A 13,596-nucleotide genomic window follows, 5' to 3' on the forward strand; every position below is an offset into this window, starting at 1 on the left:
AGCACTTTTGGAAGGAAAAACTATGATTATTCGAGAACTCTGTGTTGAAAATTTTACTGAAATTCCGCAAGCAGTACGCAATGGGGTGGAGCGCATTGAGCTTTGTGATAACTTGGCCGTCGGCGGTACCACACCCTCTTATGGGGTTATTGAAGAGGCCGCTCGCTTAGTTTCAGAAAGTAAAACAACTCTTGCTGTCATGATACGCCCACGCTCAGGGAATTTTATCTATAACTCCTACGAATTGAAAATAATGGAAACTGATATCCTCAAAGCAATCGAAGCTGGTGCTCAAAATCTTGTTTTTGGGGTGCTGACTGAGGATAATAAAATTGATAGTGACGCCCTTGATACCTTAATGATTGCATCTCAAGGGCTTCCCATCACCTTTCATATGGCATTTGACGAGATTGAAGACCAAAGAGCAGCAATTGATGAGCTTATTGAAGCTGGGATTGATAAAATCCTGATGCATGGTGGTCCACTCAATCAACCTCTAAATACCGATAAAATTAAAAATTTAGTTAAATATGCCTCTGGTCGCCTCAATATTTTAATTGGCGGTGGTGTAAATAGTGATAACTTTGAGTCACTATCTCAAATGACAGGAACAAATTTTGTCCACGGTACAAAAATCATTTAACTTAGCAAGTGCTACTTTCGTTCTACTAACATTGGTGAAGAAAAAAGAATCTCTCACCAATGAAATAATCACTTCAATTTATGATACAAAAATTTCTGTCAGTTTAATACGATTAAAAAGATTTTTAAATCTATCAGATAAAAAACGGTCAACAAGTTTGACCGTTTTATCAGTATACTGACAGAATTATTTTTTGTTTTTTAATCTCATTCTCACATAAAATTTAGTCAATATAAAATCAACCAAAAGGATAACTGCGACAAACCATGTGGGACGCAAGAAAATTAGCCCAACAATCAATTCAATTAAAGTTACAAATAACATAACTCTAAACAAAACGGCTCTTAAACCACCATTTTTTGCCGTTTTTTTCAATGGATATATTCGTGTCAAAAGTTGATAATCAAAAAATTCTCTTAGAGAAATCAACTGGAATATAAGCAAATAATTAAAAACTGAAACTAGAATAATCGCGACAATTCCATTGCTGACAAAAATCATCGTCAGTAATGCCAAAGTCAATAAGCGTAAAGTTAGCCCTAAATAATCACCACTTCTCAAAAAACCACGCGTAAAGAGATATTCATAAGTCCGTTTTGTTTTCGGAAGTAAAAAGTCCAAATATTTTCTTCGATGACTTCGAGATTTTAACCCTTTTACATTTGTAAATAAGGCAAAAAATCGTAAAGTTGCTGTCTTTCGGCTTTGTTCCAAAGCAATCAAACTTGACCAATCCAAATTATTATTCATTTGCATTTTCCGTAGTTTTTGTCCAAGCCATCCCGCTTTCACTAAAACAAGCAAGACAAACCAAAGTATTAACAAATAAACCGGAAACTCCAAAAGAGGAGTCACAATCAAAACTATAATTCCAGAAATCAGAGCAGGAAAAAATAACGAACGCACCAAACAAGACAGTAAATACTTACGAACCTCAAGCTCCTTAACAAGCAAAAATACTTTATCTGCTGGCTCTACAAAAGTAGCTAAATGTCCAAAAACCTGACTCAATCCTGTAGCAAAAATAATCAAAATCACTTTTCCAAAAGTATTTAACTGATGATTTTGTAAAAAATTTACATACTGTACGACAATAGCACCAAACAAAATCATCAAAAATAATACAAAATGATCATTAAAAACATAACGAAGATATTTAATATTCTGGGAGTACCACGCCTTTCTTCGCTGATTAAATATTTCATTCATGAGTAGGACCTACCTCTTTTGATTGTGTAAGATTTGGCAACTTTCCTTTGGTCAACGACAAATAAATTTCATCTAGACTTGCATTAGGTTGACCAAACTTTGCCCGCAACTCGTCAACTGTACCTGTAGCAATCACTTGACCTTCATGCAAAACTACAAATTTATCACAGAATTTTTCCGCCGTTGACAAAATATGCGTACTCATCAAGATTGAACTACCGGTTTTCTTCATTTCTAACATCAAGTCAATCAAATCCTGAATTGCTAGAGGGTCAAGACCCATAAACGGCTCATCAACAATATAAAGTGATGGTTCACACAAAAAAGCACAAATAATCATTACCTTTTGTTTCATCCCTTTTGAAAAATTTACTGGAAACCAGTCTAATTTATCACTTAATCGAAAGGTTTCTAATAGTTTTTGAGCGCGCGCCATCGCAACTTCAATAGGAATTCCATAAGCTAACGCAGTAACTTCAATATGCTCACGTAAAGTTAATTCCTCATAAAGACTTGGCGTTTCTGGAATAAAACCAATTTTTTGGCGATAACCTTCAAGATTTTGTTGTAAAGTTAGACCATCTAATTCAATTTGTCCTGAATATGGTGTTAATAGCCCTATAATCTCTTGAATTGTTGTCGATTTTCCTGCTCCATTCAGACCAATCAAGCCAACAAGTTCTCCATCACCAATCTCAAAATTAACTTCTTTTAATACTGGATTTCCTAGATATCCTCCAGTTAGATTCGTTACTTTTAGCACTACGTTATGTTCTCCAATTCTCATTAAATTTGATATAATTGAGTTCAGATGATTAGAAATAAATGAAAAGTAATAGAGTATAAGAACTCTGTTTCACAAAAAAATCCCACATTTCCTAGCTCCATACTTTCAACATTTCACTGTTCATCGGCTTATCAAAAGTATGAAAAGCCAAGATATATTTTGATTATTTATTGCCAATCAGACTCACAGCTTAGTATAATTGAGTTCACACCACAGAAGCTAGGAGAAAAGACAAGATAGAACCTGCTTCTTTGAGCAGAATCACATTTTCCTATTTCTCTACACTTCTTGACGGCGTTGCTCACATCTTGGTATAATCTTAGTATATTATAACATTTTCTTAACAAATTTCGGAGGCCATTCAAATGGATAACTGTATCTTCTGCAAAATTATCGCTGGAGAAATTCCTAGTACTAAAGTTTATGAAGACGATGAAGTTCTCGCTTTCCTTGATATCACTCAAACGACTAAAGGACATACTCTTCTAGTTCCTAAAAAACATTATCGAAATCTCCTTGCGATGACAGGAGAAGAGTCTGCACAACTTTTTACTAAAGTGCCCAATATTGCCAATAAAATTATGAAAAATCTTGGTGCTAAGGGAATGAATATTTTACAAAATAATGAGGAAATTGCTGGTCAAACTGTTTTCCACACACACATTCATCTTATTCCACGTTATGCAGAAAATGATGGCTTTATCGGTAAATTTACACAACATGATTTTGATTTATCCGCAATCGCTGCTGAAATTACTAAAGATTGACTATGGTTGTGAACAAGAGGGGAAACTCCCGCTTAATCATCAGAAATCAACCTTTTGATAATATCTATCTATGATAAAGTTAGTCTAATCCATTTTTATAGCATAAAAATATCGCCATGCACATTAATTTATAGTTTTCACTGACCATTTTTAGCTGAATATTACAATCAGATATGAAATAAAGTAAATGGCTAGCCCTATGGGCTTTTAAAATAAAACTAGTATAGTATAAATCAGGAGGTTCCTATGATAGAATTCTTTAATGATATGAAAAAACTGTTATCCGAATTGACAGAAGAAATTGATACTTTAAAATTGAATGTTGAACGTGTGCAAACAGAAGCAAAAAAAGCTGAACGCACTAGTCAAGATATTCAAAGAAAAGTCACTGAGTTTCAAGCCGCAACACAACCTAAAATTGATAAAATAAATGAACTTGTGGAGAAGATAAATAAAAAAGCTGAATAACTCAGCTTTTTTTATTTTTATTTGATTTTTTCTGCTGTTTATAAAATTGTATTCCCCAAAAAATCCCCATCACCTGTGATATAATGAAACCGCCAATAATGACTAGTAGTTTTTCTGTATCATGGTGCTGAATATAAGTGAATGTATGCTGTGAATAGTATAACACGCCAATAACAACGACCATGACAATATTCATAGCAATGATGCGGCTATACCTTCCTTTTTTACTCTCCCAAAAACTAAGAAAAAGGAGTAGGATTGCCACTAGTTCAAGACCTATCAATGTTAAATTCAAAATCTGAAAAAGGTAGGTAATGCCAAAAACGACTGTAATAAAACCCCATAGAAATAGTAACATACCCTATTTTAACACGATTTTTAAAATTGTACAATCAATATAAGAAAAAAGAGACCGAAATCTCTTTTTTATACCTTCATTAGAAAGAAGCTGTATCAACTTTCACACCAGGTCCCATAGTTGTTGTAACTGAAAGGTTTGAAATGTAAGTTCCTTTAGCTGCTGATGGTTTAGCAGCAACAACTACAGCATTAATTGCCTTAAAGTTTTCAACAAGTTTATCTGTGTCAAATGAAACTTTACCGATTGGCACATGAATGTTACCAGCTTTATCGGCACGGTAGTTAACTTTACCAGCTTTTGATTCTCCAACTGCTTTAGTCACATCCATAGTAACTGTTCCAGTTTTAGGGTTTGGCATAAGATTACGTGGACCAAGGACACGTCCAAGACGACCAACGACTGCCATCATGTCAGGTGTTGCGATAACAACGTCAAAGTCCAACCAACCACCGTTGATTTTAGTAACAAGTTCTTCAGCACCTACAAAGTCTGCACCGGCCGCTGTTGCTTCTTCAGCTTTCGCTCCTTTAGCGAAAACGAGAACACGAGCAGTTTTACCAGTTCCGTTTGGCAATACCATTGCTCCACGAATTTGTTGGTCTGATTTTTTAGTGTCGATGTTAAGATTGTAAGCAACTTCTACAGTTGCATCAAATTTTGCAAATGAAGTTTCTTTTGCAAGTGCTACAGCTTCTTCTACGCTGTAAGCTTTAGTTGCGTCGATTTTTTCAATCGCAGCGCGCAATGCTTTGCTTTTTTTAGCCATTTCTATTTCTCCTTGTGGTATTATCGGTTGTCTGTCTTAACGACAGCCTTCCACTTAAATGTGTGGATTGCATGTGTGACTTTTTCTGAGCAAGCCAAAATGGATTGCCTTGAAATTTCGTTTGAAGTTCGAGGCGACAGGTTCTGAAGCCTACTGAGGCAGGCGAGGATTCTGTCAACGAAGTAAATTTGAACGAAATTTTAGTCAGTAACAGTGAATCCCATAGATTTCGCAGTACCCTCAATCATTGACATTGCAGATTCAACTGATGATGCGTTAAGGTCAGGCATTTTAAGTTCTGCAATTTCTTTGATTTGTGCTTTGGTTACTGAAGCAACTTTTGTTTTGTTAGGTTCACCTGAACCTTTTTGAACACCTGCTGCTTTCTTCAACAAAACTGCTGCTGGAGGAGTTTTTGTGATGAATGTAAATGATTTGTCTTCATAAACTGAGATAACAACTGGGATAATCATACCAGCTTGGTCAGCTGTACGAGCGTTGAATTCTTTTGTGAATCCCATGATGTTAACACCTGCTTGACCTAAAGCTGGACCAACTGGTGGAGCTGGTGTTGCTTTACCGGCAGGGATTTGCAATTTAACGAGTTTTTCTACTTGTTTAGCCACGATAAATGTTCTCCTTATATTTGTTTTCGTGATGTGGTATGATGCTGCCCTTTGCAGCTTCCACGCCTGTATGACAAAAATGCATACCTATCTATTCTACTGTTTTATTTATCTTTTGTCAATCAATTTTTGTCCATAGCTGTGAAAAAATGACCCATGGAATTTCATGATTCTAAATACAGCTGCCAGATATCATCAAACAATGTTAGGTTAAAATAAAACGGAGCATGAGTTTCTAAATATGAGGAGACTTCTTCAAAGTTCTTAGATTGTTTTGGAAAAAGTGGGTCACGAAAGACAAGGTTAGCAAGACGAGTGATGTCATCAACCTCTACTGGCGACCTGTGGCGCATCAAAAATGTATAAAATGGTGTGCTCATTTCTTGATTTCCTTATTTTCATTAGTCCAATTTTCTTCAATGAATTCATGACGAATTCGACTTGACTCAGCGTAATGTTCTGGATTCTTCTTGTAAAAACCTTGATGATACTCTTCTGCTGGCCAGAACTTTTGCACAGGTTCAATTTTTGTCACAATAGGTGAATCAAAATTTCCTGTTTCTTGAAGATGAGCTTTACTTTCTTCTGCTATCACTCTTTGTGCTTCATTTTCCACAAAAATAACAGGGCGATAGTTATCTCCTCGGTCTTCAAATTGTCCGAAGGCATCCGTTGGGTCTGTTAGTGTCCAGTAAATTTCAACTAAATCTTTGAAACTAATCTTTTCATTATCAAAGATTATTTCTACTGCTTCCGTATGACCTGTAATATGCATTTTCACTTGTTCATAAGTTGGATGCTCAAAATCTCCGCCTGTATATCCACTTGTTACAGAGAGTATGCCATTGCGTTCCTCAAAGGGTTGAACCATACACCAAAAACATCCGCCTGCAAATGTTGCTTTTTCTTTTGCCATTTTCCCTCCTCATTATCAATAATGACAATCCTCTAGCCTTATCAACTGTCTACTATTTATTTTAATTGTCTTGTGAAATATTATAGCACAGTCATAAAAAAAGTAGCCTGTAAAGCTACTTTTAAATTTTAAATCCCCTCTTTATCACTGACAGAAATCTTGTCAGTAACATAATTAATCTATCAGTTCACTCCCTGCTTGGCTTTGTTTAATTTTTCCTGCTTTCATCAAGCCACCAAGCGCTTTTTTGAATTGACCTTTTGAAATACCGAAAGTGGCTTTGATATCATCTGGATTAGACTTATCATTAAAAGACATTTTACCACCCATACTTTGTAAGTATGCAAGAATCATCTGTGCATCTGCATCAAGCATTTCATAAGCACGTGGTTTCGCAGACAAGTTAAGGCTACGGTCTTCTTTACGGAAACCAATCACACGTACTTGAAGTTCTTGACCTACTCGTAGATTGCTGAAGCGTTCGTTAGGATGTATGAAGCCTAGCATATTGTTGTCAGGTAAATAAACAAAAGTTCCAGATTCTTTATTTCGATAAACAATTGCACGAAGGTTTTGATTTTGCATATTATCAAAAGCTGGACCAGCTAATTTCCAAAAATCTTCATGCCAAGCGAGATGTCCCCAAATCCGCTCTTTTTTATCTACAATAAGTTTTACATAAAGTTTGTCACCAACTTTTGGCCAAAGCTCTTTTTCTAAAGGTAAATCATCAAGAGATACGACAATATCTTTTCCAGGTAGACCAGTGTCTACAAAGACACCTAAATCGCGGCGAACATCAGTCACACTTCCCCAACCAAATTGTTCAAGCGTAGCTTGTTGTGGCAGTGTCGTTAATCGTCTATGTTCATCTTTATCCACATAAACTAACCCTGTCACCACGTCACCAATCGAATATTCTCCTTCAGTCTTATCCAAACGCAGCAAATCTTCTCCTTTCTGGAGAAAATAGAAGCGCTCGCTCTGTTCCACAATAATTGCGGAAATCGTTTTTGCTATAATGCTCATTTATACCTCTTTTAAAAACGGCTCAACAGAGCCGTTCGTTGCTGTTTTACTCCGTCAGTTTCCGCGCTTCATCCATTAATAGAAGCAGTAACACATAAACACTCACGGTACGAAATCCTGTAGCCTCTTCAAATAAAACCATATAATTTTACTGACAGAATAGCTATCAGGGAAGTTAGGGCTCCATATTTACTGACAGAATTTTTGTCAGTAAATATTGTTTAAAAACTACCAATTAGATATCCAAAAGTTCTTTTTCTTTATCTGCTGCGAGCTTATCCGCTTCTTTTACTGCATCATCAGTTGCTTTTTGAATCTCTTTTTCAAGAGATTTAAGGTCATCTTCTGTGATTTCTTTTGCTTTTTCAGATTTTTTCGCAGTATCCATTGCATCACGGCGAATATTGCGAATAGCAATTTTTGCAGATTCAATCACTTTACCCATATCTTTAACAAGTTCGCGACGGCGTTCTTCAGTCAACATTGGAATAACCAAGCGAATAACAGAACCGTCATTTGCTGGTGTGATACCGAGATCAGACTCATATAGCGCTTTTTCGATATCTTTCAAAATTGACTTATCAAAAGGCGTAATCATCAGAACACGTGCCTCAGGGATAGTAATTGAAGCGAGCTGATTAAGAGGGGTAGGAGCACCATAATACTCCACTTGAATCCGATCAAGCAGACTTGCATTTGCGCGTCCTGCACGAATGTGACCCAAGTCACGTTGCAAGCTTCCCAATGAATTTTTCATACGGTCTTGAGCCGTCGTTACTATTTCGTTTGCCATAATTAAATGATTTGCCTGCTGTCAAGTACGTTACAGGCTTTCTCCCTTTCTTTTCTCGGAAAATTTTCACTGACAGAATTTCTGTCAATGAAATTCAACTCTTGTCAGTAAAATTACTCTACTGTCGTTCCAATTTCTTCACCACGGACCACTCGTTTAATGTTTCCTGGCTCATTCATGTTGAAAACAACAAGTGGAATATGGTTATCCATTGACATCGTTGATGCGGTGCTATCCATGACGTGCAACCCTTTTGTAATCACATCCATATGGCTCAATGTCGCAAATTTAGTGGCTGTTTCATCAAGTTTAGGGTCTGCATTATAGACACCATCGACTCCATTTTTAGCCATCAAAATCACATCAGCATTGATTTCAGCAGCACGTAAGGCTGAAGTTGTATCTGTTGAGAAGTAAGGTGAGCCTGTACCACCAGCAAAAATCACAACCCGACCTTTTTCTAAGTGTCGTTCTGCACGACGACGAATGTAAGGTTCGGCAACGGCCTTCATCTCGATTGCAGTCATCACACGAGTATCTACACCAAGATTTTCCAATGCACTTTGGATAAACAAGCCATTTTGAATTGTTGCAAGCATTCCCATATAATCTGCTTGAGCGCGTTCCATTCCTGCCTTTTCTCCAGTGATACCGCGCCAAACATTACCACCACCACAAACAATCGCAAGTTCAGCACCTAAATCATGCACTTCTTTTAACTCTTGAGCAACGGCTTTTGCAACCTCGGGGTCAAAACCAAAACCCTTCTCTCCAGAAAGTGCTTCCCCAGAAAGCTTTAATAGTACACGTTTATATTTAATATCAGCCATTATTCCTCCGACAAATTTCTGCGAAATTTTTTATTTACATACTAGACTAACTTTAAAATAGAATATTTTATCATTAGTTTGAAAAAGGTTGCTTTTGAGGTAAAATGCTCAAAAGACCACTGCGAAGTAATCGCAACTCACTAAATTTTTAGCAAGCTCAATATAGCCTCAATGCTCATTATTACTCACACTGAACCTATTTTATTATATTTTCTCTATTTTACCACAAAATGCTTGTGAAAAAAAGGCTAATTCTAGCCTTTCACTATTGCAGAATATGAACCATCTCAAGAATTTTATAAACGATTGTTATTAACCCAAAACTCATAAGAAAAATTCCAAAACCAAAAATCAAATAACTAAAACACCCCAAACTAGCCCACATTGAACTCGAATTTCTTCTCTGTTTCTTATGATTTTTTCTTATCCAGAAATAACCACGATTCGCACGCTAGCACAGAAAACCTGGAATCAAAAACACCAAACCAAAGCCCAAAACTTCCAGAATTTTAATCATTTTCCTGTTCTTCGGGCTCTTTCCATTCACTATTTAAGTGCTTTAAGCTATATTTCCATGCCACTTCGGCAGGAATTAATTTTTGATTAAGTTGAATATCTCCATTGTTCTGAATTTTAATCTCATTACCCATCCAAGAGTTCACACCACCTAAGAACAATGCCAAACCATAAGTCTTCTTCAATGTTTCTTTGTGGAAAGGCTTGATAATCAACTCTAGCTGGTCGTTGACTGGTAAATAACGTACTTCACCATTATTAAACTCCAAGCGCAAACGAACATTCGGCAACATCTCTGCCTTAGTCACCTTCGGAAAATCCATATTTTACCTCCATCTCTAAAATTCTAAAGCTTCTCTCGTAACAATAGCTAAATCATTTTCTGATTTTTTGAGCAAAAACTCGCCAAATTTACCATGAAAAACTTGATTTTCCCCCGCCAGAGCTATCGTATTTGCTGATTTTGAATTTGTTGGACGATATACAGGTTTTGTATGGTCATTCAACCAGCTTCCAGATATATTTTCACTGAAATTTGTTGCGATTTTTTCCGTCCAATAAAGTTTGTTTCCCGCAAATGCAACACTGACCCAATCAGGCTTGTCATTTTCTCTTGATATTTCCCAAACTTCTACCACTTCATCATCAAATTTTGCTTTCATAGCGTTCTCTCCTTTCCTTTATTCTACTCCTTTTACAACATTTTAAAGCGTTGTCATATTAAAAAATGGACAAATTCAAGAATTTGTCCAAAAGTTATAAAAATACTTACAAAAATTGCCAGTAAAACATAAAATTATTTGTTTTGTTTGGCAACTTCAACATCACGCGCAATTACTAATTCTTCGTTTGTAGGAATAACAAGCACTTTTACCTTTGAATCTGGCATCGAAATTTCTCCAAATGCACCACGGACATTCTTTGTTTCATCAAGTTCCATACCAAACCATGATAAACCATTAACAACATCCCGTCTCACATCTGTATCGTTTTCTCCAACTCCCGCTGTAAAGATGAGAGCATCCGCACCATTGAGCACTCCAAAGTATTGCGCAATAAATTTTTTGATGCGATCAACATACATTTCATACGCCAAAATAGCCTTAGGATTACCTTGCTCTTTAGCTGCTTGCAAATCACGCATATCACTTGATAAGTCAGAAACTCCAAGCACTCCTGATTTATTATTTAGAACATCAATAACATCCTGTGCTGTTCTCAAACTAGGGTCGCTTTCCAACATATAAGGAATCACCGATGCATCCATTTCACCTGAACGCGTCCCCATCATCACACCAGCAAGTGGCGTGAAGCCCATTGAAGTATCAATTGATTTTCCTCCATCAATTGCAGTAATGGAAGCCCCATTACCAATATGAGCAGTAATTAATTTTAAATCTTCAATCGGTTGGTCTAAGAATTTTGCAGCTTCTTGAGAAACATACATATGAGATGTTCCATGAGCGCCATATTTACGAATCGAATAATCACTATAATATTTTGTTGGGATTGGATAGCGATAAGCTTTTTCTGGTAAAGTCGTATGGAAAGCTGTATCAAAAACAGCGACAGCTAAAGTATCTGGTAGTAAACGTTGGAAAGCTTCAATCCCCAAAACATTTGCTGGATTGTGCAAAGGAGCTAAAATAGAAAGATTTTTGATTTCTTCCAAAACTTCGGGCGTAATCACTGTAGAGCTTTTAAAAAACTCTCCACCAGCAACAACACGGTGACCAATACCTGTAATCTCGCGGAATTCCTTAATCAAATTAAAATGAATCAATTCATCCATTAAAAGCAAAACTGCTTGTCTATGATCAACAATATTTTGTTTTCTTGTATGTGACTCTCCGCCAAATTTTGTCGTCGAAATTGACTCAGGAAGACCAATACGCTCAAAAATTCCCTTTGCAATTACTGTTTCTTCTGGCATTGCATAGAGCTGCCATTTTAATGATGATGAACCTGCGTTAATCGCGAGTGTTTTTCCCATAAAATATTCAGTCCTTTCAAAATGTATACGTTTTATTTTATCCTCTATAGTATATCATATTCCAAATGATATTTCTTTTGTAATCCATGAACGGCACTTTTATGAAGCCACAAAATGTTTTAGTGAAAATCAAAAATCTATCAAAAACGAATTGATAGATTTCTAATTATTTTTTATAGTCTTTAAAAGCTTGTCGAATCTCACCAACCGTAGCACCGCGAGAGTCATTAGCTTTTACTGGAGAACCATCGTTATCAGTACTAACTGTTGCATCAGGTTGAGTCCCTTTTTTCACAATAACCCAACCACCCGCTTTTCCATTATTAACCAACTTAATAATTCGCGTGTTGTCATCAATCTGAAGTGACTTTAAAGCTGGATAAGAAATCGCTTTATTAAAATCTGCCAATGTTGGATAGGCGCGTAGGGCATTGTTTATCGTCTGATTTTTCACTTCAGAGTAAGTGTCTTTTTTCACAGTAACTTTTGATGAAACTGACGGTTGGGTTTTAGATGAAGAATTCTCCTTAGCGCCACAAGCGGAGAGTCCACCAAGTAAACCAATAATTAAAAGTGAAAAGAAAATAAGTCGCCATTTTTTCATGTTATTTCCCTTGAGACCTGCATTATCTCATATTTCTATTATTTTATGATTAAAGCGGAATCGTCATTCCTCCAGCAAAATGATTTCCTGCTTTTTGGCTGATTCCAAGAACGAGTATATTATCATTTGGTGATTGTGAAAGCTGGTTTGTTAAGATTTCAGCATCAAATACCACCTGTGCCATATCATGTGCCTTAATTTTTTCATATTCTGAATTTGCAATCATGGCAGTATTAACCTTCAGCGGAAAATCTTTTTTGTCTTGAGAAACCCACATTTGATGAATTTGAACACGATTTTTCACAAAATCAACCAAATTAACCGTATGATTAGTCTTATTATCAAACGTAATGACGAACCGCATGACTTTAGCACCGGAGGCATCCGTCGTAAGCTTATATGAGTTGATAATAACTTTTGCGTCATTTCCTGTTAAAGTAGTCGCACCATTATCAATATCACTCCCTATTTGAAATGCAGTGTTAGTCTTGCTGACAGCTTTCTGAGTACTTATAGGCGTTGTTGAAGAGATGGTGTGGTCAGTACTGCACGCTGACAGACCGCCAAAAATGGATACTAGAAAAATGGATACTAGAAAAATCCTGCTATTTTTCATTTATTCTCCTGTTACAACATAGAATGCAGCAGAACTTCCGGGATTTTGAATGCCATAAATTTGATAGATACTATAAGAGTCGTAAACGCTCACAAACGATGCATCTGCTCCTAAATATTTAAGTACTGTTCCCCCTGCATCCATGACTTGACCTGAAGCATTAACATTTTCCCAGAGCATATAGTGGCTTCCACTTGTATTGTAGAATTTATAACCAGAATATTTCCATCCTGAACCCGAAAAAGTATCAGAATAGTAAGTATCTCCAGGACTAAGTGCTTTTGCGGTTACAGGATAACTTGTGCTTAATGGCACTATCGTTAAAGCACTACTTGTTTTTTGTAAACTTGTTTCATAGCTAGCAATGATATTTGTCTTAGCTTGTGCAACGGTAACAGCTGAAGAATCTGAAGCGCTGTTTGCAGTATAAAGATAACCTCCATCTGCTTGTGGAATCACTTTATCGGAATCTTGAAGATTGGCAAATTCGAGATTCACTTCTCTTGTGATTCGGTCAGTTGTTGTAGTCGTTGAAGCTTTTACGGAATAGCCTACACCTACCGTCCCTGCGACTGAAAGTGTAAGAATTGCACTCGCTATGATTTTACTAATTTTCATATAATTAGTCTCCTTTGTTTTTGTTAAGGTTATTTTAACAAAAAAATGGTTACA

General features: G+C 36.4%; 19 protein-coding genes. 3 read left to right on the forward strand and 16 right to left on the reverse strand.

Translation table 11 applies throughout. The annotated features are described in order from the left end of the window. Positions 1 to 22 precede the first annotated feature (22 nt). Positions 23 to 643: a copper homeostasis protein CutC gene (locus D7I46_RS07950; protein ID WP_120772405.1), complete on the forward strand. Its 621-nt coding sequence runs from the start codon at positions 23 to 25 to the stop codon at positions 641 to 643. Positions 644 to 829: 186 nt separating this feature from the next. Here D7I46_RS07950 and D7I46_RS07955 read toward each other — a convergent pair whose 3' ends face one another. Both D7I46_RS07955 and D7I46_RS07960 read right to left on the reverse strand, forming a co-directional pair. Next, entirely contained in the window at positions 830 to 1,852 is a 1,023-nt protein-coding gene (locus tag D7I46_RS07955; protein ID WP_120772406.1) for an ABC transporter permease, read from the reverse strand. Next, the gene (locus D7I46_RS07960; protein ID WP_120772407.1) at positions 1,845 to 2,615 is read right to left on the reverse strand and encodes an ABC transporter ATP-binding protein; all 771 of its coding nucleotides are present in this window, start codon (positions 2,613 to 2,615) and stop codon (positions 1,845 to 1,847) included. Before D7I46_RS07960 ends, D7I46_RS07955 begins: the two co-directional genes overlap by 8 nt. A 389-nt stretch (positions 2,616 to 3,004) precedes the next feature. On the opposite strand from D7I46_RS07960, the gene D7I46_RS07965 reads away from it, so the two are divergent. Next, positions 3,005 to 3,406 carry an HIT family protein gene (locus D7I46_RS07965; protein WP_120772408.1) on the forward strand — a complete coding sequence of 134 codons (402 nt, stop codon included), beginning with the start codon at positions 3,005 to 3,007 and terminating at the stop codon, positions 3,404 to 3,406. Between the two features lie 246 nt (positions 3,407 to 3,652). Continuing rightward, complete coding sequence (locus tag D7I46_RS07970; RefSeq protein ID WP_120772409.1) at positions 3,653 to 3,874, forward strand: hypothetical protein; 222 nt, start codon at positions 3,653 to 3,655, stop codon at positions 3,872 to 3,874. 1 nt (position 3,875) lies between these two features. Here D7I46_RS07970 and D7I46_RS07975 read toward each other — a convergent pair whose 3' ends face one another. From D7I46_RS07975 to D7I46_RS08040, 14 genes are all read right to left on the reverse strand, one after another. Next, positions 3,876 to 4,232 carry a hypothetical protein gene (locus D7I46_RS07975; RefSeq protein ID WP_120772410.1) on the reverse strand — a complete coding sequence of 119 codons (357 nt, stop codon included), beginning with the start codon at positions 4,230 to 4,232 and terminating at the stop codon, positions 3,876 to 3,878. Between the two features lie 79 nt (positions 4,233 to 4,311). After that, positions 4,312 to 5,001, reverse strand: a complete 690-nt coding sequence (rplA, locus tag D7I46_RS07980) for a 50S ribosomal protein L1 (protein ID WP_120772411.1) — start codon at positions 4,999 to 5,001, stop codon at positions 4,312 to 4,314. 200 nt (positions 5,002 to 5,201) lie between these two features. After that, the gene (gene rplK, locus D7I46_RS07985) at positions 5,202 to 5,627 is read right to left on the reverse strand and encodes a 50S ribosomal protein L11 (protein WP_120772412.1); all 426 of its coding nucleotides are present in this window, start codon (positions 5,625 to 5,627) and stop codon (positions 5,202 to 5,204) included. A gap of 164 nt (positions 5,628 to 5,791) precedes the next feature. After that, complete coding sequence (locus D7I46_RS07990) at positions 5,792 to 6,007, reverse strand: YozE family protein (RefSeq protein ID WP_120772413.1); 216 nt, start codon at positions 6,005 to 6,007, stop codon at positions 5,792 to 5,794. Next, positions 6,004 to 6,543, reverse strand: a complete 540-nt coding sequence (msrA, locus tag D7I46_RS07995; protein ID WP_120772414.1) for a peptide-methionine (S)-S-oxide reductase MsrA — start codon at positions 6,541 to 6,543, stop codon at positions 6,004 to 6,006. The genes D7I46_RS07990 and msrA overlap by 4 nt, the downstream gene beginning before the upstream one ends. 174 nt (positions 6,544 to 6,717) lie before the next feature. Continuing rightward, the gene (locus tag D7I46_RS08000; protein ID WP_120772415.1) at positions 6,718 to 7,572 is read right to left on the reverse strand and encodes a CvfB family protein; all 855 of its coding nucleotides are present in this window, start codon (positions 7,570 to 7,572) and stop codon (positions 6,718 to 6,720) included. Positions 7,573 to 7,807: 235 nt separating this feature from the next. Further along, a complete protein-coding gene (frr, locus tag D7I46_RS08005; protein ID WP_120772416.1) occupies positions 7,808 to 8,365 on the reverse strand; it encodes a ribosome recycling factor in 558 nt (185 codons plus the stop codon). Between the two features lie 113 nt (positions 8,366 to 8,478). Beyond that, complete coding sequence (gene pyrH, locus D7I46_RS08010) at positions 8,479 to 9,195, reverse strand: UMP kinase (protein ID WP_120772417.1); 717 nt, start codon at positions 9,193 to 9,195, stop codon at positions 8,479 to 8,481. A 509-nt stretch (positions 9,196 to 9,704) separates the two neighbouring features. After that, positions 9,705 to 10,034 (reverse strand): hypothetical protein, encoded by a 330-nt coding sequence (locus tag D7I46_RS08015; RefSeq protein WP_120772418.1) that lies wholly within the window; start codon positions 10,032 to 10,034, stop codon positions 9,705 to 9,707. A gap of 15 nt (positions 10,035 to 10,049) precedes the next feature. Continuing rightward, positions 10,050 to 10,373 (reverse strand): hypothetical protein, encoded by a 324-nt coding sequence (locus D7I46_RS08020; protein WP_120772419.1) that lies wholly within the window; start codon positions 10,371 to 10,373, stop codon positions 10,050 to 10,052. 134 nt (positions 10,374 to 10,507) lie between these two features. Next, positions 10,508 to 11,704: an acetate kinase gene (locus D7I46_RS08025; RefSeq protein WP_120772420.1), complete on the reverse strand. Its 1,197-nt coding sequence runs from the start codon at positions 11,702 to 11,704 to the stop codon at positions 10,508 to 10,510. A 166-nt stretch (positions 11,705 to 11,870) separates the two neighbouring features. Next, positions 11,871 to 12,308, reverse strand: a complete 438-nt coding sequence (locus tag D7I46_RS08030) for a hypothetical protein (RefSeq protein WP_120772421.1) — start codon at positions 12,306 to 12,308, stop codon at positions 11,871 to 11,873. 49 nt (positions 12,309 to 12,357) lie between these two features. Continuing rightward, positions 12,358 to 12,924: a hypothetical protein gene (locus tag D7I46_RS08035; protein ID WP_120772422.1), complete on the reverse strand. Its 567-nt coding sequence runs from the start codon at positions 12,922 to 12,924 to the stop codon at positions 12,358 to 12,360. Then, positions 12,925 to 13,542 (reverse strand): hypothetical protein, encoded by a 618-nt coding sequence (locus D7I46_RS08040; protein WP_120772423.1) that lies wholly within the window; start codon positions 13,540 to 13,542, stop codon positions 12,925 to 12,927. Between the last annotated feature and the right edge of the window lie 54 nt (positions 13,543 to 13,596).

This window comes from Lactococcus allomyrinae (assembly GCF_003627095.1).
GTDB classification, from domain to species: Bacteria; Bacillota; Bacilli; order Lactobacillales; family Streptococcaceae; genus Lactococcus; species Lactococcus allomyrinae.

Coding starts and splice junctions, on each gene's coding strand:
- D7I46_RS07950 (WP_120772405.1), top strand. CDS start 23: ATGATTATTCGAGAACTCTGTGTTGAAAATTTTACTGAAATTCCGCAA.
- D7I46_RS07955 (WP_120772406.1), bottom strand. CDS start 1,852: ATGAATGAAATATTTAATCAGCGAAGAAAGGCGTGGTACTCCCAGAAT.
- D7I46_RS07965 (WP_120772408.1), top strand. CDS start 3,005: ATGGATAACTGTATCTTCTGCAAAATTATCGCTGGAGAAATTCCTAGT.
- D7I46_RS07970 (WP_120772409.1), top strand. CDS start 3,653: ATGATAGAATTCTTTAATGATATGAAAAAACTGTTATCCGAATTGACA.
- D7I46_RS07975 (WP_120772410.1), bottom strand. CDS start 4,232: ATGTTACTATTTCTATGGGGTTTTATTACAGTCGTTTTTGGCATTACC.
- rplA (WP_120772411.1), bottom strand. CDS start 5,001: ATGGCTAAAAAAAGCAAAGCATTGCGCGCTGCGATTGAAAAAATCGAC.
- D7I46_RS07990 (WP_120772413.1), bottom strand. CDS start 6,007: ATGAGCACACCATTTTATACATTTTTGATGCGCCACAGGTCGCCAGTA.
- msrA (WP_120772414.1), bottom strand. CDS start 6,543: ATGGCAAAAGAAAAAGCAACATTTGCAGGCGGATGTTTTTGGTGTATG.
- D7I46_RS08000 (WP_120772415.1), bottom strand. CDS start 7,572: ATGAGCATTATAGCAAAAACGATTTCCGCAATTATTGTGGAACAGAGC.
- frr (WP_120772416.1), bottom strand. CDS start 8,365: ATGGCAAACGAAATAGTAACGACGGCTCAAGACCGTATGAAAAATTCA.
- pyrH (WP_120772417.1), bottom strand. CDS start 9,195: ATGGCTGATATTAAATATAAACGTGTACTATTAAAGCTTTCTGGGGAA.
- D7I46_RS08015 (WP_120772418.1), bottom strand. CDS start 10,034: ATGGATTTTCCGAAGGTGACTAAGGCAGAGATGTTGCCGAATGTTCGT.
- D7I46_RS08020 (WP_120772419.1), bottom strand. CDS start 10,373: ATGAAAGCAAAATTTGATGATGAAGTGGTAGAAGTTTGGGAAATATCA.
- D7I46_RS08025 (WP_120772420.1), bottom strand. CDS start 11,704: ATGGGAAAAACACTCGCGATTAACGCAGGTTCATCATCATTAAAATGG.
- D7I46_RS08030 (WP_120772421.1), bottom strand. CDS start 12,308: ATGAAAAAATGGCGACTTATTTTCTTTTCACTTTTAATTATTGGTTTA.
- D7I46_RS08035 (WP_120772422.1), bottom strand. CDS start 12,924: ATGAAAAATAGCAGGATTTTTCTAGTATCCATTTTTCTAGTATCCATT.
- D7I46_RS08040 (WP_120772423.1), bottom strand. CDS start 13,542: ATGAAAATTAGTAAAATCATAGCGAGTGCAATTCTTACACTTTCAGTC.